Origin of the sequence: Pseudophaeobacter sp. TrK17 (assembly GCF_042192375.1) — a bacterium.
Lineage (GTDB): Bacteria > Pseudomonadota > Alphaproteobacteria > Rhodobacterales > Rhodobacteraceae > Pseudophaeobacter.
In genome coordinates this window covers 4,039,986-4,063,310 of sequence record NZ_CP071700.1, presented here as the reverse complement: position 1 = coordinate 4,063,310, position 23,325 = coordinate 4,039,986, and the positions used below count along the sequence as shown (strand labels likewise).

Sequence of the window (23,325 nt, the reverse complement as noted above, 5' to 3'; positions counted from 1 at the left end):
TGGCTGCGTCTTAGGGGGGATCAAGCGGGAGATTGAACTGTGCTTTGCGCGCGGTGCCGCTGATCGCATCAAAGCTCTTGCCCAGCCGGTCTTCCGCCAGCAGGACCACCTGCGCCGCGGCGCGGGCATCTTCCCCGGCGTCGTGGTGTTGAAACGGCAGCCCCAGTTCCCTTTTTAGGTTGCCCAGCCCGTGCCCACCGTTGCCTTTGAACTCAGGCCAGGCCCGGCGGGCAATCTTGACGCTGTCGCTCCAGCTTAGATCTGCATTGGGCAGGCGATAGGCACGGCAAGCTGCGCTGATGGCCCTGCTGTCAAAGCTGCTGTGCTGCACCAGATGATGTAGTTCTAACAGCGGCTTCAGCAGTTCCCATGCCTCTGGAAAGCAGGGGGCCTGGGCGACAGTTGCTGCATCAATGCCGTGTAATTCGGTGTTGAAGGCGGCAAAGCTTTGCTCGGGGTTTACATAGGTTGTGTAGGTTTCGATGTGGCTGTCCGCACGCACACAGGCAATGCCGATCTGGCAGATGCTGGCGCTGTCACGGCTGGCGGTTTCCACATCCAGAGCGATGAACCGAAAGGGGCCAGCCGGCAGGGCTGCGGCGGTTGAATAACCGATCATTTCATTCGGCCCCATCAATGCCAAGACGATAGGCACGCAGTGACAGCAGAAGGCGGCACTGTTGGTGCAGCGCCGCGCTGTCGCTTCTGTCGCCCTATGGCGACCCCGTGGAACTCCTGTTCCCACAAAGTTCTGAGAGCCATATCGACAAGGGTAGGCCGGTAAGAGGATTCGGCGCGGGGCATTTTGATCCTTGTGTTGGAATGATCGGTCCGCTGGCGGCATCGCACCCTGTTTCCAGGGTTGATGAGTTGCCCGATGATGAGGCGCTCTGGTGACAAAAAGAAACTCACCACCGTTCATGGCGATCCAAGGCTGGCAGGTCAAGCTGTAGGGGCACGACAGCCCAATCCATGCCAAAATCGCATGAATTGGGCTGATAATCTCATTGGAATTCATGTCTGGTTTGCCTGATAACTGGGACGAAACAGACAAAGGGATAGCCAATGGACCGCGCTCAGATCGTGCATCAAAACTTCCTGGATCGGGTTGCCTCCGGCGCCCTGCCGCAGGGCGCGGCGCCAGCGGCGGGGCTGGCACCTGAGCAGGCGGTGGGGATCTACCGGGCACAGGTGCTGAGCCGGGCGTTGGATATTACCAGCCGGGCGATGCAAAAGGCGGGCCAGGGGTTTTATACCATCGGCTCTTCCGGGCATGAGGGCATGGCGGCGGTTGCCCGTGCGCTGCGCCCCGATGATATGGCGTTTTTGCACTACCGCGATGCCGCCTTTCAGATTTCCCGCGCCGATCAGGTGCCGGGACAACGCATTGCCTGGGATATGCTCTTGTCCTTTGCCTGTTCATCTGAGGACCCAACCTCGGGCGGGCGGCATAAGGTGCTGGGGTCAAAGGCGCTGATGATCCCGCCGCAGACCTCGACCATCGCCAGCCACCTGCCCAAGGCGGTAGGTGCTGCCTATTCCATCGGTGCTGCCAAACGCCATGCGCCCGAACATCAGCTCATGCGCGACGACAGTATTGTCATGTGTTCTTTTGGCGATGCTTCTGCCAATCACTCCACCGCGCAGGGGGCGATCAACACGGCCGGCTGGACCTCGGTGCAGTCAACGCCGCTGCCGCTGTTGTTTGTCTGTGAGGACAACGGCATCGGCATTTCGACCAAGACACCCCAGGGCTGGATCGAGACCTCGATGCGCGCCCGCCCCGGTATCAAATACTTCAAGGCGGACGGGCTGGATATCTACGCGGCCCATGCGGTGGCACAAGAGGCCGCCGATTATGTGCGCCGCCGCAAGAAACCCGCCTTTTTGCATCTACGCACTGTGCGGCTCTACGGTCATGCCGGCGCGGATGTGCCAACAACCTATTTGCCCAAATCCGAGGTCGAGGCAGACGAGGCCAATGATCCGCTGCTGCATTCGGTGCGCCTGTTGGACCAGGCCGGCGCTTTGCCCCGGGCAGAGGCGCTGACGATCTACACCGAGACCTGTGCCCGGGTGGAACGTATCCGCGCCGAGGTGGTGACACGTCCGCATCTGCAAAGCGGCGCCGATGTTGCGGCCAGCCTGATCCCGCCCACCCGCGCCTGCGCTGCCAGCAATGGACCCAGCGCAGCGGACCGCGCCACTGCTTTTGGCGGCGATATGCGGGCGATGTCCGAGCCGCAGCCGATGTCGCGGCTGATAAACTGGGCGCTGACCGATCTGATGCTGGCGCATAGCGAGATCGTCATGATGGGCGAAGACGTGGGCCGTAAGGGTGGCGTTTACGGCGTCACCCAAAAGCTGCACCAGCGCTTTGGCCGGGACAGGATGATTGATACGCTGCTGGATGAGCAGTCGATTCTGGGACTGGCCATTGGCATGGGGCACAATGGTTTTGTACCGATGCCGGAGATTCAGTTCCTGGCCTATCTGCACAATGCCGAAGACCAGCTGCGCGGCGAGGCGGCAACCCTGCCGTTTTTCTCCAATGGTCAGTTCAGCAACCCGATGGTGCTGCGCATTGCGGGCCTGGGCTATCAAAAGGGTTTTGGTGGCCATTTCCACAATGACAACTCATTGGCGGTGTTGCGCGACATTCCGGGGATCGTGATTGCCTGTCCGTCGGATGGGGCCGAGGCGGCGATGATGTTGCGCGAATCCGTTCGACTGGCGCGTGAAGAACAGCGGGTAGTGGTTTTTGTCGAACCAATCGCGCTCTACCCGATGCGGGACCTGCACGCGGCCAAGGATGGCGGCTGGATGCGGACCTACCCAGCCCCTGATCAAAGCATCGCTTTGGGTGAGGTGGGTCAGCATGGGGCGGGGACGGATCTTGCCATCGTGACCTATGGCAATGGGCGCTATCTGTCGACCCAGGCCCAGGCCGAGCTGGAGGCGCGGGGCATAAAGACCCGCATTGTTGATCTGCGCTGGCTGGCACCGCTGCCGGCAGAGGCGCTGCTGGAAGCGACCAAGAGCTGCAAACATGTGCTGATCGTCGATGAATGTCGCACCACCGGCAGTCAATCCGAGGCGCTGATGGCACTGTTTACGGAGGCCAGAGACCGTCCTGCCGCGCGCATCGCCGCCGAGGATTGTTTCATCGCCACCGGCCCGGCCTATGCCGCCACGCTGCCCTCAAAAGACAGCATTCTTGCCGCAGCCCTGGACCTGGTAGGAGCAAAACCATGACCCGCACCGCCGTTCTGATCTGCCCCGGCCGGGGCACCTACAACAAGCCCGAGCTGGGCTATCTGCACCGCCATCACGCTGATAAGGCGGCGCTGTTTGCGGGTTTTGACGCGGCGCGGGCCGCATTGGGACAGGAAGAGGTCACCGCCCTGGATGGGGCAACGCGGTTTTCGGTAGGGAAATACTCGCGCGGGGATATTGCCTCGCCGCTGATCTATGCCAGCGCTTTGGCGGATTCGCAGTCACTGGCGGAGGATATCGAGGTGGTTGCGGTCACTGGCAACTCCATGGGCTGGTATATCGCGCTGGCAGCCGCCGGGGCGCTGGCGGCGCAGGATGGGTTTGAGTTGGTGAACACCATGGGGACCTTGATGCAGGAGCATCTGATCGGCGGGCAGCTGGTCTATCCCTTTACCGGTGATGACTGGCGCCCAGATCTGCAGCGCAAGGCCGAGCTTTTGGCGCTGGTGGCGCAGATTAACGGCCGCACCGGGCATGTTCTGGCGCTGTCGATTGATCTGGGGGGGATGCTGGTGCTGGCCGGAGATGACGCTGGTCTGGCTGCCTTTGAAGCTGCGGTGCCGCAAATCGCAGATCGTTTCCCCATGCGGCTGGCCAACCACGCCGGATTTCACACAGCGCTACAGGCGCCGGTGGCCGCTGAGGGGCGCAAACGCCTGGATGGCGCCATGCTGACGCAGCCCGCAGTGCCGCTGGTGGATGGGCGCGGGGCAATCTGGCAGCCGGGGTCTACTGATCTGGCCAGTCTTTGGGACTATACCCTGGGGCATCAGGTGGTGGAGAGCTATGATTTCACCCGCGCAGTGCAGATCGCAGCGCAGGAATTTGCGCCGGATCTGTTTATCGTCACCGGCCCTGGCACCACGCTGGGTGGGGCTGTGGCGCAATCGCTGGTGCATCAGGATTGGCGGGGTATGACGGACAAGGCGGCGTTCAAGGCGCGGCAGGCAGAAGAGCCGCTGTTGATCTCCATGGGGGATGATAGGCAACGATCTGTGGCGACTGCTCCTGCTTCGTAGGTAGGCTGTCGCTGCTGTCCGGTTTGAGATGGTCAAACCAGTCGGATCAGGTAAGCGGACAGCCTGACAGGCAAGGGGGGGGCTCCCGCGCGCCGGGCCTGTTTTACTGACGCAAAACCACCCGGCCCTTGGGCCCGGCGCCGCCCGTTCCGGGCGGCGCGCCAGCACCTGCGGCAGGCGGTGCGCCTTGTGATCCCGTCTATTTTGGGCAACTTCAATTGCGCAGCTATTTGATGACTTTGATGGGAACGGGCGGTGGGCCACCTGGTTCGGGCTGGGGCTTACGGTCTGGCGCGGTGAGGAAGGGCGCGAGAGCGTAGCTTTCGACTGGTTGGCTGACATTGTGCAGGCTCAAGGCACCGAGAGGTGTGGCGTTTTGGCAGGAGCCTGGCAGCGAGTTCTGGCTGACCACGATCTGATGGCCCAGCGTCTTGCCATAGTCGCCAAGGCGGGCCGCGATATTGGCAGCCTGGCCAATGACGGTGAAATCCAGCCGCTCCCGCGAGCCGACATTGCCATAGGTCACGGTGCCATAGGCAATACCGCTGGCACATTTGAGTTCAGGCAGGTCATGCTCGGCTGCGACCTCCGCCAGAGCCGGGACAATACTGCGGGCGGACTTCAGCGCCTGAGCACGGGCCTGATCTGCATCCTGACCGCTCTCCTCGCCGGCGGGAAACACGGCCAGAACCGCGTCGCCGATGAATTTCAGCACTTCGCCGCCATTGTCATGCACGATGGTAGAGGCGGTGTCGAAAAACGCATTCAGCAGCTTGATATAGTCATGCCGCCCCAGCTGCTCCTCCAGAAGGGTCGAGCCACGTAGATCGCAGAACATGATGGCGGCGTCGATCTCATCGCCTTCACCGCGGCGGATCTTGCCGCCCAAAACCCGTTCACCGGTGCGTTTGCCCACATAGGTTTCCAGCAGGGATTGGGCGTTTTCGCGCTGCATGAAGACCTCATAGTAGCGCGCCACCACGGCGGAACATTCAAAGATCAGACCCAGATTGGCGGTAGAGAACCCATTTGGGTGATCCGAGGCCACGGTGAGCACATTGATTCGCCCATCCGAGAAGGGCAGCGGCATGGCAACATAATCCGTTGCCCCGGCGGCGCGCAGGTCGCTGAGGATGGGGAAGGCATCGTCGCTGTCTTCGGTGTCGATACGATGGCGCACACCGCCCAGACCTTTGGAGACATGGCGCAACGGGCTGGCATTATAGGCGGGGTGTTCGTAGATTTCATAGCTGGGCGCATAGGTCGTCACCTCATCTGTGGCCTTCTGCCAGATGAAGTTTTTCCCCGCGATTTGTGGGTGCAAGGACCAGGCCAGTACCGATAGGCGCGACAGGTTCACGCCTTGCTCAAGCAGCTTTTCAGCAAAGGCCTTGGTAAACTCTGCTGGGGTGGGTAAAAAGGCAGCCTCACGTAGCAGCCAGTCGACCAACGGACCGGAGATATTGCCATATTCAGGTGGCGCAATCTGATTCGAGCCAAGGTCGATCAGGGTGTCAGGATCAGAGACGAAGCCCACATGGCCCGCGATCTGTGAGGCCTCTGGCAGGGTGTTCTCATAGATCCAGACGGCGTTGTCGACGCGACCATCCTCTAGTTTCAGGTCATGGTAGCAGGCGGTGCCTTTGAAGGGACAGAAGGTCTGCAGACCCACTTTTTTGGAGAGATCCACCACGAGATCATCGCGCGGAATGTAGATGGTTGGCTGTACCCGGGTTTCATACATCACCCGCGCGCGGGTGCTTTTGGCCAAAAGGCAACCACCGCGCCGCACCTGAACCTCGCCGCGCAGGGGCTCGACCAGAATGCCATAGCCATGATTTTGCGGGCCGCGATTTTGTGGCCCGGTACTGTTGGGGCCGGCACTGTTGGGGGGAGGCGGAACATGTGCGTTCATTCGGGGCGATCCTCTTGTCCCCCCGACGCCGAGAGGTCTGTTGAGCCCCGGACGCAACGAGAGACACCCCAGGGCGCCTCCCACAGGGAGGCAGCCCTATATGTGGGGCTTTGGAGGTGAATATCCAGTGGCTGGAAGGATCATCTGTGCACAGGGGATGTGTTTTGCTGCCAAATCCACCCCGGCTCGCCAAGTTGTGACCAGCACTTGGCGCGCCCAGACACAGGCAGGCAGGTCAGACCATGCGGATGACGTCTTTGCTGATCGCCAAGACATAGCCGCGTTTGGCAATGTTTTTGACCAGAAGTTCGCTCACCATCTGGTTGCCCAGAGTGTCGCGCAGCCGCTTGATCCGGGTGGCGCCGGCGGCCTCTTCGCAATCGCTGCTGTGCTTGCCGGAAATCACCGCCTCGATCTCGGCGCCTGACAGCACGTCATCATCCATCCGGGCCTCGGCCAGGGCAGAGAGTGTCTCCATCGCGGCGGCGGTCAGTTTGAACCCCATGTTGTTGAGGTAGACAGTGTGTTCCTCGCGACTGATCAACAGCTCGGTCACCTGAATACCCGATCGTTCGATCTGGGCCATGCGGCGGTTGAGCAGCAAGAGCATTGCCAGCACCACCAGAGCGACAATCATCATGGCGGTGGCAAAGACCAAGAGCACAAAAATCACCACCCGGTAGCTGGCCAGGGTATCGGCAAAGGCGGTGCCGGATTGGGCCAGGATCTCCAGCAGTTTGATTTCGGCCTGGGCGGTCAGATCGTTTTCGACAAAGAGCTGTTCCACCCGTGCGTTAAAGGCATTGGCGTCGGGCAGGGCCAGCAATAGCACTGTGCCGGTGATGGCCAACAGGGCGGCGATCAGGGCGATGCCAAAGGCGATGATACGGCTGCCTGCGGTGCGGGCCTCAGAAACGGAGAAAGTAGGATCCGGCATTGGCCTTCCTTTGTTGCAGGCCTTCGGGACCAAAGATCGCCATCACATTCAACAGGGTCCAGCCGGAGGCCGCAAGGCGGGACCGGATTTCCCCCTGCGCGGCGGCCTTGTTGCAGGCGCCCCGGATCTGGATCACCCCGTAATGCAATTTCAGCGGGTTGTTCTGCTTGGCCTTGTAATCGGCATAGCAATCGGCGGCCTGTGCGGGCGCAATCTGCGCCAACAAAGCAAAGCATATCAGCGGTATGGCAAGGGCGTGTTTCATCTGCACACCCTGCCCTGAAAACTGAATGAAATTCAATAACAACAGCCGTTTGTCCCATCGGTTATTCGATATCATGGCGCTGTTATTGCCTGTCTGAGCGGTGTTGGTCGAGTGTGAGGGTGCAGATTTTAAACCCGCCAACATCCCTGCCATTACCCCTGCCGACATCACGGCAGACATGGCTGAAACACAGCGGGTTGCCGCCCTATCAGGCGGCGCAACCAGACAGTAACACAATAGGAACCAATCCGATGACCCAGAGCACTCAGCCTAAACAACACCGTAAATTCATCGCCGTCATTCTGGCCGCAGCACTGGCCATCACCGGGGCCTCCTCGGGGCCTGCGCGGGCCGGGGATGACTTTGGCAAGGTGGTCGCAGGACTGGCGGTTTTGGGCATCCTGGGCGCGGCAATTCACGACCACAACACGCGGGACCGCCGCCGTGAGACTGTGACCCGGCCGCATCGCCCAAACCCAACGCCGCATCCCCGTCCGCTGCCACCGCGCTTTGGTCGCTATGATCTGCCGGCACAATGCGTGAAGTATTTTCCCAACTTCCGAAATGGCAAAAACCTGGTGGCGCGCGGTTGCCTGAAACGCAACTACAATCAGGTCCGTTCCCTGCCACAAAGCTGCAAGGTGACCTTCTGGAACGGTCGGAAAAATCGCACCGCTTACAAGCCCCGGTGCCTGAACAAGCATGGCTACCGCCTGGTCAATCGCTAAGGGGCACGCTGAAAAGTGACCCAAGTGCAACATGTCGAGCAGACTTGAGGGGGCCTTGGCCCCCTTCTTTTTGTGCCTCACAGCGGTCGGCTTGCGCCGAGAGCTTGCAAAACGGGATGATTTTGGGTCTGACAGGGACATGGAACAGCCAGACAACAGCCTAGAGATCGCCGCCCATGAAAAGGGCTATTTGAGGATTGCCGGAGTCGATGAGGTGGGTCGGGGGCCGCTTGCCGGTCCCGTCACGGCGGCGGCCGTGGTCCTGGATCTGGCGCAGCTGCCTGAAGGGCTGAATGATTCCAAAAAGCTGAGCGCAAAAAAACGCGCCGCCCTCGCCGCAGAGATCTGGGCCAGTGCCGAGGTTTCCCTTGCAGAGGCCAGCGTTGAAGAGATTGATTCCATTAATATTCTCCGCGCCTCGTATCTGGCGATGGAGCGCGCGGTGGCGGCCTTGGACCCGCCCCCGGATTACCTACTGATTGACGGCAATATGATCCCCCGCGACCTGACAATTGAGTCGGAAGCAGTGGTCAAAGGAGATGGCAAATCAGTCTCGATTGCAGCCGCCTCGATCGTGGCAAAAGAGGCACGCGATTTGCTCATGGTGGATTTGGCGCAACAGTTTCCAGGATATGGATGGGAGCGCAACGCCGGATATCCTTCAAAGCAACACCGGGAGGCCTTGGTCGAATTGGGGGTGACACCACATCATCGGCGCTCCTTTAAACCCGTACACAAGATATTGTATCAAGAGTGAACCGTAGAGGGCTGATCTAAAAAACAAATTGACCTCGAATCCCGGATGACTCATCCTGTGGATAACCAAAATGAGCGCAAAAATGCGCCGAGTGGTTTTGAGGCAGAGCAAATGACTAAAACAATGACGAAGGGCGCCGCGGCGCTTCCTTTAAACACGATTATTGACGGCGATTGTATCGATGTGATGGCCGGGTTGCCGGACAACTCTATCGATCTGATCTTTGCGGACCCCCCCTATAACCTGCAATTGAAGAACCAGTTGCACCGGCCCGACAACAGCAAGGTCGATGCGGTGGATGATCATTGGGATCAGTTCTCCAGTTTTGCGGCCTATGACGATTTCACCAGCCGCTGGCTGCACCAGGCCCGCCGGATCCTGAAGCCAAACGGCGCGATCTGGGTGATTGGCTCGTACCACAACATCTTCCGCGTCGGCACCGCGCTGCAGGACGAGGGCTTCTGGATTCTCAACGATGTTGTCTGGCGCAAGTCCAACCCAATGCCGAACTTCCGCGGCAAGCGTTACACCAACGCCCATGAGACGATGATCTGGGCGTCGAAATCCGAAGGTGGCAAATATACCTTCAACTATGAGGCGCTGAAGGCGCTAAACGAGGGTATCCAGATGCGCTCGGACTGGGTGCTGCCGATCTGCACCGGCCATGAGCGGCTAAAGGACGAGAACGGCGACAAGGCGCACCCGACGCAGAAACCGGAATCCCTGCTGCATCGTATCCTGGTTGGCTCCACCAACCCCGGTGACGTGGTTCTTGACCCCTTCTTTGGTACCGGGACCACCGGCGCTGTGGCAAAGATGCTGGGCCGTGAATTCATCGGCATCGAGCAGGAAGAAAGCTATCGCAAAGTGGCCGAAGAGCGGATCAAATCCGTGCGCAAATTCGACCGCGAAGCGCTGCAGGTCTCGACCAGCAAACGTGCCGAGCCGCGTGTGCCCTTTGGCCAGCTGGTGGAACGTGGCATGCTGCGCCCCGGCGATGAGCTGTATTCGATGAACCAAAGACATAAAGCCAAGGTGCGCGCCGATGGCACGTTGATTGGTGACAATGTCAAAGGCTCGATCCATCAGGTGGGGGCACATCTGGAAAACGCGCCCTCCTGTAATGGTTGGACCTACTGGTGCTTTAAGCGCGATGGCCAGACGGTGCCCATCGACGTGTTGCGCCAGCAAATCCGGGCTGAAATGCAGAACTAGCCCGCCCGACTGTTTTCAAACTTATCCAAGTTAACCACCGGTCCCCGAGCCTGCGTCACCCAATGTGGCGCGGCCTGAACATGGGGACCGCACCTTGCCCCGCCTGTTAGGCGGGGTTTTTTCGTGTTGCCTGCCAGTTGGAGGATGTATGTTGCCGAGGGACTGCCTATCTAGGGCACAGAAATAGGGATTTCCTGATGACTGACTCTGCTCTGATTTCGCCCAAGTCCAGATTGAATGATTTGTATCGGGCGACAGAGGTCGAAGACACTCCAGAGACGCAATATGTCTTGGCGGCGCTGGAAAACCACAAGCGTGAAGGCTTGGAACTGGCGGTGAAAGCGCGCTGGATTGCGATGACGATCTTTGCGATTTTTGTCGTCTCAGTGCACCCGCATTTTGAAGTCGCCTATCACATCGGCATCATGGCGCTGCTGTGCCTGAATGGCTGGTTTATCCAGCGTGTCGGGCGTGTTGGGCGGTCGCGCCTGGAGCTGTTCCTGATCTTTGTTGATTTGTTTTTGATGACCCTGGGGATGATCGGGCCGAACCCGTTGAGCGTCGATGCGATGCCGCTTGCGATGCAGTACAGGTTAGACAATTTCATCTACTTCTTTGTGATCCTGGCCGTTGGCACCATGGCCTATTCCTGGCGTACGGTGATTGCCATTGGGGTCTGGACCTTTGTGATGTGGCTGGGGGCGACGGCCCTGTCATGGTGGTTTTCCACGCCTGCTCCGGGGCTTACGGAGGCGGCGATTGATGCTTTTGGCGCTGATTCCGACTTGTTAAAATTCCTGGACCCCAACAGCTATGTTCCCCAGTTGCGCATACAGGAGGTCATTGTCTTTCTCATCGTTGCAATCACACTGGGGATATCGGCGCGCCGGACCAATACCTTGCTGTTGAATAACGCCGGGCTTGAACGTGAACGCGCCAACCTGTCGCGCTACTTTTCACCCAATGTGGTGGAGCAGTTGTCGCAGAACGACGAACCTTTGAAGCAGGTGAAGATCCAGAGTGTTGCGGTACTGTTCATCGATATCATCGGCTTTACGCGGCTTGCCGCCGGGCGGGATCCGCACCAGGTCATTGCCCTGCTGCGCGGGTTTCATGGTCGGATGGAGCGCGAGGTTTTTCGCCATAACGGCACGCTTGATAAATATCTAGGCGATGGGTTGATGGCGACCTTTGGCACCCCTTCCGCCGGAGAACGCGACGCGAGCAATGCCTTGGAATGTGCCTTGGCAATGCAAGAGGCCCTGGCGATCTGGAACCGGGAACGCCGCCGCATGGGCGAGCCGGAAATCCAAGCCGGGATTGGTATCCATTTTGGCGAAACCTTGCTGGGGGATATCGGGGCCAACCGTCTGGAATATGCGGTGATCGGGACAGCGGTGAATGTTGCAGCCCGGCTGGAAGAAATGACCCGGCGGCTAAAGACGCCAATTGTCATGAGCGATGCCCTGCGGCTGCAAGCTCAGCTGGAACATCCCAACTCTGAGATAACCCAGGGCTTTGAATGCCACCCAGAGCAAGAAGTGCGCGGTCTGGATGAGACGATGAAGGTTTGGGCAAAGAGATAATTGACTTGCAACCATGGGGTGCGCAGTAAGTTAATGTAATACCGCAACTGAGAAACTCCATGTTTCTATTTGGCTGCTTTCACAGCGCTAATGAAAATTCCCTTGGTTGTGTGGGTGGTCTTAAGATTTTGTAAGGGTTGCATACGTCAGTATGCCCTTGTTGCAGTGCAGCAAGGGAGTTGTCCGTCCAAACTCACTTCCGACCTGTGCCTCATTGAGACCCTTGCCAAGGGTCTTATAAAGAACACTGACCCTTGGGCCGGTCAGTGTTCTTTTTCCGTTTCAGGCCTTTTCCGATTCAGACCCTGGAACCCTGGCAGGATGAAGGGGTTTTCCCCTAGGCGCGCGGCATCGGGGTTTTGGCCTTGTTGTAGCTGCTCCAGTCGGTGATTTCGGGGTAATACATCTGACGCCAGCGCCGTACCCTTGGGTTCATCACCCGGCGCCACAGGGGTGGGATCATTGCCGCCACCGTCATCACCGGATAGCCATAGGGCAGTTGCGGTGCATCCGAGGGGGTATAATTCTGCAACAAGGGAAACCGCCGGTCCGGCCGGTAGTGGTGATCCGAGTGGCGTTGCAGGTTGATCAGCAGCCAGTTTGAGGCCTTATGAGCGGCATTCCATGAGTGATGCGGGCGGACATGTTCGTATTTCCCCTCGCCCAGGTGTTTGCGGGTCAGCCCGTAATGCTCCACGTAGTTGACCAGCTCCAGCTGCCAGATGGCAACGCCGGCCTGCACCAGGAACAGCACCAGACCGGTTACACCGCCAAGCAGCAGCGCCAGAATCAGCATGATGATCTGCAGCCCCCAGTAGCGGAAGAATGGGTTCTTGGCATGGGTCCAGGGCAGGTTCTTTTTGGCGAGCTTTTCACGTTCGGCCCGGAAGGCGGACTGCCAGCATTGTCGCAATACACGCGGATAAAACCGGTGAAAGCCCTCGTTATAGCGGGCAGTGACGGGATCGCGGGGGGTGCCGACATAGCGGTGATGCACCAAAAGATGCTCTGAGCGGAAATGCGAATACAGCACCATGGCCAGCAACAGATCAGCCAGGCTGCGCTCCAGTCGGTTGCGCTGATGCATCAGCTCGTGGCTGTAGTTGATGCCGATGGTTCCGGTGACCACACCGACGCCAAAAAACACCCCGAACTTTTCCAGCCCAGACAGATGGCCGGCATCGCTGACATACCAGATCAGGCCAAACAGGGTGAGAAACTGAAGCGGCACCCAGGCGGTGGTCAGGCTGCGATACCAGACCAGTTCCTCCTCCGGTGTTGCCGGGTCTGCATTTTCAAGGTTGAGCCCTAAAACGCCATCCAGCACCGCAAACAGATACCAGGTCACCAGCGGCGGCAGCAGAATGATCCAGCCGCCAAACAGGGCGGCGGCCCAGATCAGCGGCAACAGCAAAAAGGAGAGCCAGAAGGGCAGGGCGGATTGCCAGCGCGGCAGAATGTCAGCGGCGATCATCAATCAGTCTCCAAAATCAGTGGCCTAGACCAGGCCTTGTGAGATGGGCTGAGCCTAGGCCCGTTTTATGCGAAACCCAAGGGGGCTGAGCAGCGACCAAAGGAGACAGGGCGCAGGGCTCTGCCTTGCCTTACCGGTCTTTGCCCGGATTGAAATCCGATCCGGCCCACAGATCAAATACTTTGCGCATCACTGTTGGCAGATCCTGGGGGCGAAAGTCATGCCGCGACAGCAGCTCCTGCCCCGGCAATAGGTTATGTCCCGTGGGCAGCTCTGCCAGCTTGACCTGCAGGATCAGGTGGAAATGAGTGAAGGTATGGCGCACTTCGCCACCCAGATCCTGCCACTCCGCCGCAAAGGGCGGGCGCGGTGCTGGGGCCGCGTTCCACTCCGATCCGGGCCAGCCCAGCATGCCCCCCAACAGCCCCTTGTCGGGACGGCGCTCCAACAGCCAGGCGCCATCGGCGCTGCGGGCCAGATAGGCCACACCCAGCCGCGTTGGCTTGGGCTGCTTCGGGGTCTTCTTTGGCAGCTCGGGGGCGGTGCCGGCAACCCGGGCCAGGCACGGGCTGCGCCAGGGGCAAATGCCGCAGGCAGGATTTTTAGGGGTGCAGATGGTGGCGCCCAGATCCATCACCGCCTGGGCATAATCGCCGGGACGCAGGGGCGGCGTCAGGAGGCCGGCCTGCTCTTTTAGCACCGGTTTCACCGCAGGCAGTGGATCATGGATGTCATGCAGCCGTGCCATCACCCGCTCTACATTGCCGTCGAGCACCGTTTCCGGGCGATCAAAGGCGATCGAGGCTATGGCGGCGGCCGTATAGGGGCCAATGCCAGGCAGTTTCAGCAGCGCCTCATAGCTGTCAGGAAAGCGGCCATCCAGATCCTGTGCGACCACGCGGGCGCATTTCAGCAGGTTGCGGGCACGCGCGTAATAGCCAAGGCCGGCCCATTCGGCCATCACCTGGGCGTCCTCAGCAGCGGCGAGATCCTGCACGCTCGGCCAGCGCTGGGTAAAGCGTTGAAAATACTCCGTGACGGCGGCAACCGTGGTCTGCTGCAGCATCACTTCGCTGAGCCAAACCCGATAGGGATCGGGGCGCTGGCCACGGGCGCGATCCGCCGGAGAGACCCGCCAGGGCATCGCACGGGCGTTGTGGTCGTACCAGGTCAGCAACTGCTGGTTCAGGGCAGAGCTGTCCTCCACTTCTGGGGTTTTGTCCAAATCACGCATTCTTTACCCCTTGCTATCGTTGTTTTGATGACCACGTTACAACGACCCTTTACAATAGGGGGACCAGTCACGCAAAACCAGATTATGGCATTCAGACGCAGTACCACACGCGGGTTCTCCCGCACCTCCCGGCTCCTGTCGGATCAGATTCGCAAGGCAGGCGAAAGCCGTGGCTTTGCGGTGTCGCGTCTGCTCACCCATTGGGAGGAGATTGCCGGGGCTGATATTGCGGCGATTGCCCGGCCAGTCAAGGTTGGCTATGGGCGCAGTTCCTTTGGCGCCACCCTGACGGTGCTGACCAATGGCGCCAATGCGCCAATGCTGGAAATGCAAAAGGAACGGCTGCGGGAAAAGGTGAACGCGGTCTACGGCTACAATGCCATCTCCAAGGTTTGGATCACCCAGACGGCCCCTACCGGGTTTTCCGATGGCCAGGTGGAATTCACACATGCCCCCAAGGTGCAAAAGCTGGCGCCGGTTGATCCCCAGGATCAGGCCGAGGCCGCCCAGGCTGCCGAAGGGGTCGAAAATGACGATCTGCGCGCCGCGCTCGAACGATTGGGGCGCAATGTGCTGACAAAAAAGAAAACTGAACGAAAGAGGTATGAATGACCCGTCTTATGTCTGGTGTTTTTGCTGCGGTGGCGCTTGCTGCCGGGGCCTATGCGGTCAACGGCTACAACAGCCAAACCCGCCTGCCCGATCTTCCCCTGGTGGGGGCTGCCTCTGCACAAGAGGCCGAGGTTGACACCTCGACCATCACCGAAATGGTCATCGGCGCCGAAGATGCTCCCGTCACTCTGATCGAATATGCGTCCTACACCTGCATTCACTGCGCCAATTTCCACAAGGGCGTCTATCCGCAGCTGAAGGAAAATTACATCGACACCGGCAAGGTCAAACTGATCTACCGCGAGGTCTATTTTGATCGCTACGGTCTCTGGGCGTCGATGATTGCGCGCTGCGGTGGGCCTGAAAAATTCTTTGGCATCAGCGATCTGATCTATAAAGGCCAGTCCGATTGGACCCGCGCAGGTGGCGCAACTGAGGTCATCGATGCGCTGCGTAAAATTGGCGGCATTGCCGGGCTGGATAAAGACAGGGTTGAGGCCTGCCTGCAGGATGGCACCAAGGCACAGACACTGGTGGCCTGGTATCAGGAAAACGCGACGGCGGATGGTGTGGAATCAACCCCCTCTTTTGTCCTGAACGGCACCAAGGTCGCCAATCAGTCCTATGAGCAGTTCAAGGCCCTGATCGACGCTGAGCTGGAAGACTAAAGCGCTTTTATCAAAGTGACTATGCCAAAGCCCGGGGGAAACCTCGGGCTTTGTTGTTATGTGCTGTGGCGGCGCATCGCTGGCAGCCCTCTAAGGCGCCGGGGCAATTGCCTTGAGCTGATCCATCAGCGCCTGATCATTGGCGATCTTCAGTCGTACCGGCAGGGTGATCACCTTATGGCGGAAACTTGAGGGCAGGCGCACTGCGTCTTTTTCTGTGGTGACCAGCTGAGCACCGCGCATCTTGGAGTCGGCCTCCAACCGGGTCATCAACGCGGTGGACAGCGGCTGGTGATCATCCAGCGCCTCGGCGTGGATGATCCGAGCACCAAGGTCGCGCAGGGTATCAAAAAATTTTTGCGGATGACCAATGCCCGCAAAGGCAAGAACCGGAGTGTCCTTCCAGGGCATCCCCGTCTGCAGCGGCTCCAGCGCGGCCTGGACATGGGGCAGGTCTGGCAGGCTGGGCGACCACTGAGCGGCAAAGCGCGCTTGGGCGGCTTCATCACCGATGGAAAGCAGCAGATCCGCCCGGCGCAGGCCAGGCTGCACGGGCTCGCGTAGGGGGCCGGCGGGCAGGCAGCTGCCATTGCCAAAGCCGCGGGTGGCATCCGCCACCACAATCGACAGATCCTTGATCACACTCGGGTTTTGAAACCCGTCGTCCAGCACAATAACCGTGGCGCCCGCCGCCTCGGCGGCTTTGGCCCCTGCGGCGCGGTCGCGGGACACCCAGACCTCGCCAAAAGCAGCCAGTAGCAAGGGCTCGTCGCCGCAGTCCTGTGCCCGGTGGGAGCTGGGGTCAACTGCCACCGGTCCCTGCAAGGTGCCACCATAGCCGCGTGTGATCACATGTGGATCATGGCCCATGGCCCGCAGTGTCTCCAGCAGCCAGATCACGGTGGGCGTTTTGCCAGTGCCGCCGGCGTTGAGATTGCCGACACAGATCACCGGTACGTGGGCCTGGTACCCGGGTTGGCGCAGTCGTCTGGCGGTGGCGGCGGCGTAGACCCAGCCCAGTGGCGCCAAAACCAGGCGACGCAGATCAAAGGCTTGCGGGGGTTTGTTCCAGAACTCAGGAGGTCGCATCTTGGTCCTCGCGCAGGTCCAGGATGTCCTGAACTCTGTCTATCAGCTGATCGGTCATTTCTGCGCCTTCGGTCACTGCGGTCCAGCCGGCCAGTGCCCGTTTGGCCGCCATGTCCGGCGCGGAGAGATGAATCACCATCTTGGCCAGTGCCTGGGCGGTTTTGACCTGCTGCGTCGCCTTGAGCGGTGCAAGCTGGTCATAAATTACCCTGTGATGGCCGGTGCCCGGCCCGTGCAGAACAACCGATCCCAAAGCCAGCGCATCCAGTGGGTTTTGCCCCGGCATATCCAGAATCAGGCTAGAGGCGAGCAGGGTAATCGGAGCGAGCCGGTACCAAAGCCCCAGCTGGGCGCTGTCTGTGATCAGGATTTGGGTGTAGTCGTTCAGCTCTTCCCCGGCGTCCCAATCGGCGCATTGCAGACCACTGGCCTGCACCAGATTTCGGGCGCGGGCGCGGCACTCGGGGTTGTCCAGAGCGATAACCAACAGCATCCGATGCAGCAGTCGCAGCGCGGTGCGATGTGCGTCCAGTAGGGCGGGCAGTTCCTCCAGCTGTGCGCGGGCCGCCAGCCAGACGGGGCGACTGCCAAGATCCTGTTGCAGGGTGCTCAGCGCCTCCTGATCGCAGCCCGGCGGCACGGTGGAAAGCCGCAGGCGACTGGTCAGCAGGACCTGCTCAGGTGACATCTGTCCGCCGCGTAGCAATTGGCTTTGTACGGATTTTGAAGGGGTGAAAACCGCATCAAAGGTGCTAAAAATGCGATGGCGCTGATCTGGTAGCCAGCGCAGCTTGCGGGCGGGCATTTCGCTGTCCAGAATATCCACCAACAGCGCAGAGCCTCCCTGCTCTCGCAACTGGCGCAACAGCCCCCGGCGCAGGTCGCCGCCGGCCCAGAGGCACAGATCGGGACGCCAGTGGCTGAGAAAGGCCTTGGCCTCGCTGGTTTGGTCACCTGGTAGCGGTCCGAGCATAAAATCACAGCCGTCAACCCCGGGCACCGCGCCCATTTCGGCTTCCCAGGTGGCCAGGACCACCAGATCCGGGCGCATGGCCTTGAGCCGCTGACCAATGTCACAAAGTGCCAGAAAGCGCTCAATGCTGGTGGCATGCACCCACAGAATTTCTCCCGCAGGTCGGGCAGGTGCGGCGAATGTTTGCGGCTCTGTCATTGTTGCCCAGTCATATCTGCTGCGAGGAGGCCATTACCGGTCATTGCCCTGCAATGCCGGGACCTTTTGGGTCCAGGGCCTGCAGCAGTTCAAGATGCGTTGCAGGGGTTGCGGCGACAACCCCGTCCAACAGGGGCGTTGGATTGTTGAACAGCAAAGGCTTGTTCAACCGGTCGCTGATCAACCCGCCGGCTTCGCGCAGGATGAGATCACCAGCGGCAATATCCCATTCCCAGCTGCGCCGCAGGGTCAGCATGGCGCTATAGCCACCATCCGCCACCCGGGCCAGCCGATAGGCCAGCGAGGGGCGATAGCTGCGGTGAAAGGCGGGTGCGGCGCCTCCCAGCCAGTGCTGCGATGCTAGGTTTGGCTTGGCGGTGAGCACCTTTGTGGTACTCAGCGCCGTAGGCGCCGCCACACGGATCGGGGCGCCATTGCAAAAGGCGCCGCTGCCCTTGGCAGCGGTATAGAGCAAATCCCGTTGCGGCAGGTAGATCACCGCCGCAGTGATCTCACCACGATCTGCCACCGCCAGGGAATGCGCCCAGGTGGCGGAGCCTTCGGCAAAGCTGCGGGTGCCATCAATAGGATCAATGATGAAAACTCGGTCTTTGCTCAGCCGGGCGGCGCTGTCCTCGCTTTCCTCAGACAGCCAGCCGTAGTCAGGCCGCGCCTGTGGCAGCATGGTTTCGAGCATGGCATTGACCGCCAGATCGGCCTCTGTCACCGGGCCTTGGCCGTCGGGTTTTTCCCAGCGCTGCGCGGTTGGGCCAGAGTATTTGAGCGCGATTTCACCCGCGGCCCTGGCGGCCTGGATCAGGAGCGTGAGGTCTTCAGCTGCCGGCAAGGGTCATTCCTTCGACCATGAGCGAGGGCACCACCCGCGACAGGTAGCTGCGGGCGTCATTTGCCGGGGTAAGTGTTTTCAGCATGTCCCGCAGATTGCCCGCGATGGTGCATTCATTCACCGGATAGGCGATTTCGCCGTTCTCGACCCAATAGCCCGAGGCCCCACGCGAATAATCGCCGGTATTGGGATTGATGGTCGAGCCAATGAGCGATGTCACCAGCAGACCGGTGCCCATGCCCGCGATCAGCTGCTCGCGGCTGTGCTGGCCAGGGGTCAGCGCGATGTTCCAGTTCGACGGCGACGGAACAGAGCCAACACCTCGTGCCGCATTGCCGGTGCTTTGCAGGCCCAGTTTACGGGCCGAGGCCAGATCCAGGGTCCAGCCGGTCAGGACACCATCCTGAATGATGGCGCGTCGCCGGGTGGGCAGGCCTTCACCGTCAAAGGGGCGCGACCCGGAAATCCGGGCGCGATGGGGATCCTCAATGACGGACAGTGTTTCGGGCAGGATCTGTTCGCCCACCGCGCCCTGCAACCAGGAGGATCCACGGGCGATGGCGGCGCCATTGGCGGCGGAGAGCAGATGGCCAATCAGCGAAGACGAGACCCGTTCGTCAAACAAGACCGGATAGCTGCCGGTCTTTGGCCGACGGGCGTTGAGCCGCGCTACGGCGCGCTCACCTGCGAGGCGGCCAATGTCTGTCGCGCTGCGCAGGTCGTTCTGAAAAGTGCGGGAATCGCCATCATAGTCGCGCTCCATCCCGGCGCCGGTTCCGGCAATCCCGGTGCAGGACAGCGACCGGCCGGTGCGCTGGTAGCCGCCGGCAAAACCATTGGAGGTGGCCAGATAGATGGTGTGGTGGCCATAGCTGGCCCCTGCTGCCTGCACCTGGCTGATGCCCTCAATGGCGGCGCAGGCGGCTTCGGCTGCCAGCGCATCCTGTTGCAGGGCTTCTGGTGCGGGCTCGGCGCTGGGATCGCACAGCTCCAGCGCGTCCAGATCCCAGTTCTGGGCCAGCTGATCGGCGCTGGCCAGACCGCTGTAGGGATCCTCGGGGGCCTCGCGGGCCATGGCCACGGCGCGTTCGGCCATGGCGGTGAGGGTTTCCGGGCGGCTGTCAGAGGAGGACACCTGCGCCTGACGCTGACCTACAAAGACCCGCAGCCCCAAGTCAGTGCCTTCTGAGCGTTCTGCATGCTCCAGTTTGCCTTCGCGCACCTCGATGCTGAGAGAGCGGCCCTCGGTGGCCATGGCATCGACGGCATCGGCGCCGGCACGTTTGGCGGCGTCAATCAGGGCGTGGCAAAGCGCTTGGGGAGACTGGGTCATGGGCACCTACTGAATTTGGATTGCAACAAGAGCTAGCCAGACCGGCGTGCTGCCGCAAGGGTGTGGCACAAAAAAGGGCCGCGCGGGGCGGCCCTGATTGCTTATTTTTTGCTGAACAGGCGTTTATTTGATGCGCTGACCATTGGCGAGGATCTGACCGTCCTCGGAGACCTTGATTTCCGATGTCAGGGTGTCTTCACCTTCGCCGGGAACGCCAAACATGCCCATCATCATCCGCGCGCCCATGGCATCGCTGTCGCTGACCAGTCCCATTTTGATCAGGTTGTCGATCAGGCCATTGGCCCCTTCCAACTTGATATTGGCGGTGCCATCGGGGGCAGGCATACCATCAAAGGTCACCAGGTCTTCGTTGTTGAAGGTAAAATCACCGGTGCCGGTCAGCTTGGCGCCAGCGGCGGTTACCAGCAGTTGCTTGATGGTGACGGCGTTGAATTCACCCGGTTTTTGAGCGCCACGTTCCATGGCTTTCATCGATTCTGGGTCGAACATGTCAAACAGCAGTTTGCCCTTGCCGGCCAGATCCAGCACAATTGTTGCCGGATCATGTGGCAGGGTGCCGGTGGGATCAACCATGCCCCACAGCATGTCAGGAACCGCAAAATCACGCAGGGTGATGCCAAGGCCAAAATCCTGCTCTTCGTCAGACTGGCTTACTGGCATCAACAGTTTGAAGCCGGCTTCCGCCATGGTGAGTGCCAGCGGGAAGGGGATTTCCGACCCGGAGACATCTACCGAGATATCTTTCTGACCAACGTCATAGGACAAACCGTCCTTGCTCATGGTGACGCCAAAATCGCCGCCCGCAGAGGTGCTTTGCATGTCAAAGCTGTCAGATCCGGTCACCGAAATGGCACTATTGCCGCCGGTATAGGCAATCTTGGCATCAATGCTCAGACCCGCCTTGATCAGGTCAGCCATCTCCGGGCTGTCCAGACCGGATGGAATGGTGCTGACGGCCGTGCCTGTGATGTCGCTCATGCTGCCTGTGATGGTGCCGGCGTCGTCGGAATCCGGGTCTTGGAAGGCGATGTCATAGGCCAGTTTTGCCATCGACTGGGTTTGAGTATAGCTACGCTGACCATCAATCTGCATCACAGTCTTGGCGACCATATCGTTGATCACCACGGAGGCTTTCAGTGCATCCGCAGGCATCTCTTTGCCGTCGCCAATGATTTGGCCCAGTGTCAGGCTGGCCTGACCTATCGCATAGTCATAGGTCATAGCAGAGGTATCACCCGAGACCACCATTGGGCTGCCGTCATGGGAATAGAGGATCTCAGCCGAGAATTTTTCGCCGTCATCTTCCCCGGCAAAGGTCATCGGGAAATCTTTGGGCAGCATCACATTGACTGTGCCATCACCATTCTCGACAAACTGGATCTCGGGCATGGTCACGCCGCCGGTGCCGTCCTGTTCGGGCATCGGCATTGTCATCGAGATATCGCTGACGGTGAGCACATTGCCGGACTGGCTTTCGGTGCCGGTCACGGTGTAGCCCGTGCCTGTCATATAGGCTTTCCAGTCCGACCAGACATCCTGGGCGCTGACGTCAGCAAATGCGCCTTGGGCGGAGATAATCAAAACCGCAGCAGCGCCCGTGCCGCGCGCGAGGGAAACTGTCATAGGATAACCTTTCTGCATATAAGCAAATACAATGGCCCATATGGTCAACTGCATGTCTTTACCCGTCAAGGTGCCAAGGGCTGGACCGTTCCCCCTAAGCAGTTTACCACATTTGGAATTAGAGGACTTGGAGATTTAGCTGATGGATATCAAGGGCAAAACAGTTGTCATCACCGGTGCCAGCCGTGGCATCGGGGCGGATGCGGCGCGCGTTTTTGCGCAGGCAGGTGCCAATCTGGCCTTGCTGGCAAGGAGCACCGATAGTCTGGCAGCCCTCGCTGAGGAGCTCGGCGGAAACACGCTGGCCTTTGCCTGTGATGTCTCTGAACCCGCAGCGGTTGCAGCCGCACTGCAAAAGGTACATGCGGATTTTGGCAGCATTGACGTCTTGATCAACAACGCTGGCATCATCGATCCGATCGCCCGAATCGAAGATGCTGATCCGGCGGCCTGGGGCCAATTGATGGATATCAACATCAAGGGCGTTTTTAACGGCATCCATGCGGCCTTGCCGTTGATGAAATCGGGGAATGGCGGCACCATCATCAATATCGGCTCCGGTGCGGCCTATAGTGCACTGGAAGGCTGGAGCGCCTATTGCACCTCAAAGGCGGGTGTTTTGATGTTGACCAAGGCCCTGCATCTGGAAGAGGCCAGCAACGGTATTCGCGTACTCAGCCTGTCGCCGGGAACCGTGGCCACCGAGATGCAGCGCAAGATCAAGGCAAGTGGGATTAACGCGGTTAGCCAGCTTGACTGGAATGACCATGTGCCAGCGGAATGGCCCGCCAAGACCCTGCTGTGGATGTGCAGCTCGGATGCGGATGAATTTCTCGGCGATGAGGTCTCATTGCGTCTCGACCTGATCCGTCGCCGGGTGGGCCTGCTATGATCAATCTTGATATATCCGAGGCGGGGCTATGGACCGTCACCATTAACCGGCCGGAAAAGGCCAATTCGCTGACCTCAGATATGCTGGAAGAGCTTGTCGAAATCGCGACCCGGGCGCAGGCGGCGCGCGGGTTGATTCTTACCGGCGCTGGCAAGGTCTTTAGCGCAGGTGCCGATCTGGACGAGGCCCGCGCCGGGCTGGCGACCTCCACCGTTTGGGAACGCCTCTCGGCGGCGCTAGCGGCGGTGCCATGTCTCAAGATTGCGGCGCTGAACGGCACCCTGGCGGGGGGCGCCAATGGTATGGCGCTGGCCTGCGATATCCGTCTGGCGGTGCCTGGGGCAAAGGTCTTTTATCCGGTGATGAAGCTCGGCTATCTGCCCCAGCCTTCGGATGCCGGGCGCATGGCTGCGCTGATCGGTCCGGCCCGCACCAAGATGGTTCTGGCTGCTGGACAAAAGATCGAGGCGCCAGAGGCCTGCGCCTGGGGGTTGGTGGATCGGTTGGTCGAGCCAGAGGATCTGATGGCACAGGCGCAGGCCTTGCTGGCGGATTCGCTGGCGGCCAAGCCTGAAATCGCCAAGGGTATCCTAGATATGTGCCAAAGCTAAAGCTCGGAAGCGCGGGCCTCGTCTTTTGTATGGTCCTTCATTAGGTGCGCAG

General features: G+C 60.1%; 21 protein-coding genes. 10 read left to right on the top strand and 11 right to left on the bottom strand.

The features are described from left to right. Positions 1-10 precede the first annotated feature (10 nt). A complete protein-coding gene (locus tag JZI28_RS19370; protein WP_375698660.1) occupies positions 11-619 on the bottom strand; it encodes a 3'-5' exonuclease in 609 nt (202 codons plus the stop codon). A 446-nt stretch (positions 620-1,065) separates the two neighbouring features. Here JZI28_RS19370 and JZI28_RS19365 point away from each other — a divergent pair, with 446 nt between their 5' ends. Both JZI28_RS19365 and JZI28_RS19360 read left to right on the top strand, forming a co-directional pair. Further along, positions 1,066-3,255: a thiamine pyrophosphate-dependent enzyme gene (locus JZI28_RS19365; RefSeq protein ID WP_375698659.1), complete on the top strand. Its 2,190-nt coding sequence runs from the start codon at positions 1,066-1,068 to the stop codon at positions 3,253-3,255. Beyond that, positions 3,252-4,295 (top strand): ACP S-malonyltransferase, encoded by a 1,044-nt coding sequence (locus tag JZI28_RS19360; protein ID WP_375698658.1) that lies wholly within the window; start codon positions 3,252-3,254, stop codon positions 4,293-4,295. The genes JZI28_RS19365 and JZI28_RS19360 overlap by 4 nt, the downstream gene beginning before the upstream one ends. A 226-nt stretch (positions 4,296-4,521) precedes the next feature. Here JZI28_RS19360 and JZI28_RS19355 read toward each other — a convergent pair whose 3' ends face one another. From JZI28_RS19355 to JZI28_RS19345, 3 genes are all read right to left on the bottom strand, one after another. Beyond that, on the bottom strand, positions 4,522-6,210 hold the full coding sequence (locus JZI28_RS19355; protein ID WP_375698657.1) for a DUF427 domain-containing protein: 1,689 nt from the start codon (positions 6,208-6,210) through the stop codon (positions 4,522-4,524). Between the two features lie 235 nt (positions 6,211-6,445). After that, positions 6,446-7,147, bottom strand: a complete 702-nt coding sequence (locus JZI28_RS19350; protein WP_295452334.1) for a hypothetical protein — start codon at positions 7,145-7,147, stop codon at positions 6,446-6,448. Beyond that, complete coding sequence (locus JZI28_RS19345) at positions 7,119-7,412, bottom strand: hypothetical protein (RefSeq protein WP_375698656.1); 294 nt, start codon at positions 7,410-7,412, stop codon at positions 7,119-7,121. The genes JZI28_RS19350 and JZI28_RS19345 overlap by 29 nt, the downstream gene beginning before the upstream one ends. 251 nt (positions 7,413-7,663) lie before the next feature. Between JZI28_RS19345 and JZI28_RS19340 the strand changes: the two genes are divergently transcribed. The 4 genes from JZI28_RS19340 (at position 7,664) to JZI28_RS19325 (ending at position 11,698) form a co-directional block, all read left to right on the top strand. Further along, positions 7,664-8,140, top strand: a complete 477-nt coding sequence (locus JZI28_RS19340; RefSeq protein ID WP_297338913.1) for a hypothetical protein — start codon at positions 7,664-7,666, stop codon at positions 8,138-8,140. A 139-nt stretch (positions 8,141-8,279) separates the two neighbouring features. Next, a complete protein-coding gene (locus tag JZI28_RS19335; protein WP_375698655.1) occupies positions 8,280-8,897 on the top strand; it encodes a ribonuclease HII in 618 nt (205 codons plus the stop codon). Between the two features lie 111 nt (positions 8,898-9,008). Then, positions 9,009-10,112: a site-specific DNA-methyltransferase gene (locus JZI28_RS19330; RefSeq protein WP_295452344.1), complete on the top strand. Its 1,104-nt coding sequence runs from the start codon at positions 9,009-9,011 to the stop codon at positions 10,110-10,112. Between the two features lie 197 nt (positions 10,113-10,309). After that, positions 10,310-11,698, top strand: coding sequence for an adenylate/guanylate cyclase domain-containing protein (locus tag JZI28_RS19325; RefSeq protein ID WP_375698654.1), 1,389 nt, complete (start codon positions 10,310-10,312; stop codon positions 11,696-11,698). 337 nt (positions 11,699-12,035) lie between these two features. Here the strand turns inward: JZI28_RS19325 and JZI28_RS19320 are convergent, their stop codons facing one another. Both JZI28_RS19320 and mutY read right to left on the bottom strand, forming a co-directional pair. Continuing rightward, positions 12,036-13,172: an alkane 1-monooxygenase gene (locus JZI28_RS19320; RefSeq protein ID WP_375698653.1), complete on the bottom strand. Its 1,137-nt coding sequence runs from the start codon at positions 13,170-13,172 to the stop codon at positions 12,036-12,038. Between the two features lie 130 nt (positions 13,173-13,302). Then, positions 13,303-14,406: an A/G-specific adenine glycosylase gene (gene mutY, locus JZI28_RS19315; RefSeq protein WP_375698652.1), complete on the bottom strand. Its 1,104-nt coding sequence runs from the start codon at positions 14,404-14,406 to the stop codon at positions 13,303-13,305. An 84-nt stretch (positions 14,407-14,490) separates the two neighbouring features. Between mutY and JZI28_RS19310 the strand changes: the two genes are divergently transcribed. Both JZI28_RS19310 and JZI28_RS19305 read left to right on the top strand, forming a co-directional pair. Beyond that, positions 14,491-15,018: a DUF721 domain-containing protein gene (locus JZI28_RS19310; RefSeq protein WP_295452354.1), complete on the top strand. Its 528-nt coding sequence runs from the start codon at positions 14,491-14,493 to the stop codon at positions 15,016-15,018. Further along, positions 15,015-15,686, top strand: a complete 672-nt coding sequence (locus tag JZI28_RS19305; RefSeq protein ID WP_348153854.1) for a DsbA family protein — start codon at positions 15,015-15,017, stop codon at positions 15,684-15,686. The genes JZI28_RS19310 and JZI28_RS19305 overlap by 4 nt, the downstream gene beginning before the upstream one ends. A 90-nt stretch (positions 15,687-15,776) precedes the next feature. Here the strand turns inward: JZI28_RS19305 and lpxK are convergent, their stop codons facing one another. From lpxK to JZI28_RS19280, 5 genes are all read right to left on the bottom strand, one after another. Continuing rightward, entirely contained in the window at positions 15,777-16,775 is a 999-nt protein-coding gene (gene lpxK, locus JZI28_RS19300) for a tetraacyldisaccharide 4'-kinase (RefSeq protein ID WP_375698651.1), read from the bottom strand. Then, positions 16,762-17,946 (bottom strand): 3-deoxy-D-manno-octulosonic acid transferase, encoded by a 1,185-nt coding sequence (locus tag JZI28_RS19295; RefSeq protein WP_375698650.1) that lies wholly within the window; start codon positions 17,944-17,946, stop codon positions 16,762-16,764. Before JZI28_RS19295 ends, lpxK begins: the two co-directional genes overlap by 14 nt. Positions 17,947-17,986: 40 nt before the next feature. After that, entirely contained in the window at positions 17,987-18,793 is an 807-nt protein-coding gene (locus JZI28_RS19290; protein ID WP_297338905.1) for a 3'(2'),5'-bisphosphate nucleotidase CysQ, read from the bottom strand. Then, positions 18,780-20,126, bottom strand: a complete 1,347-nt coding sequence (locus JZI28_RS19285) for a TldD/PmbA family protein (protein WP_375698649.1) — start codon at positions 20,124-20,126, stop codon at positions 18,780-18,782. The genes JZI28_RS19290 and JZI28_RS19285 overlap by 14 nt, the downstream gene beginning before the upstream one ends. A gap of 123 nt (positions 20,127-20,249) precedes the next feature. Then, a complete protein-coding gene (locus JZI28_RS19280; RefSeq protein ID WP_348153844.1) occupies positions 20,250-21,770 on the bottom strand; it encodes a DUF2125 domain-containing protein in 1,521 nt (506 codons plus the stop codon). A gap of 142 nt (positions 21,771-21,912) precedes the next feature. Between JZI28_RS19280 and JZI28_RS19275 the strand changes: the two genes are divergently transcribed. Continuing rightward, complete coding sequence (locus JZI28_RS19275) at positions 21,913-22,662, top strand: SDR family oxidoreductase (RefSeq protein WP_295452373.1); 750 nt, start codon at positions 21,913-21,915, stop codon at positions 22,660-22,662. Further along, positions 22,659-23,273, top strand: a complete 615-nt coding sequence (locus tag JZI28_RS19270; RefSeq protein WP_375698648.1) for an enoyl-CoA hydratase/isomerase family protein — start codon at positions 22,659-22,661, stop codon at positions 23,271-23,273. Before JZI28_RS19275 ends, JZI28_RS19270 begins: the two co-directional genes overlap by 4 nt. Positions 23,274-23,325 lie beyond the last annotated feature (52 nt).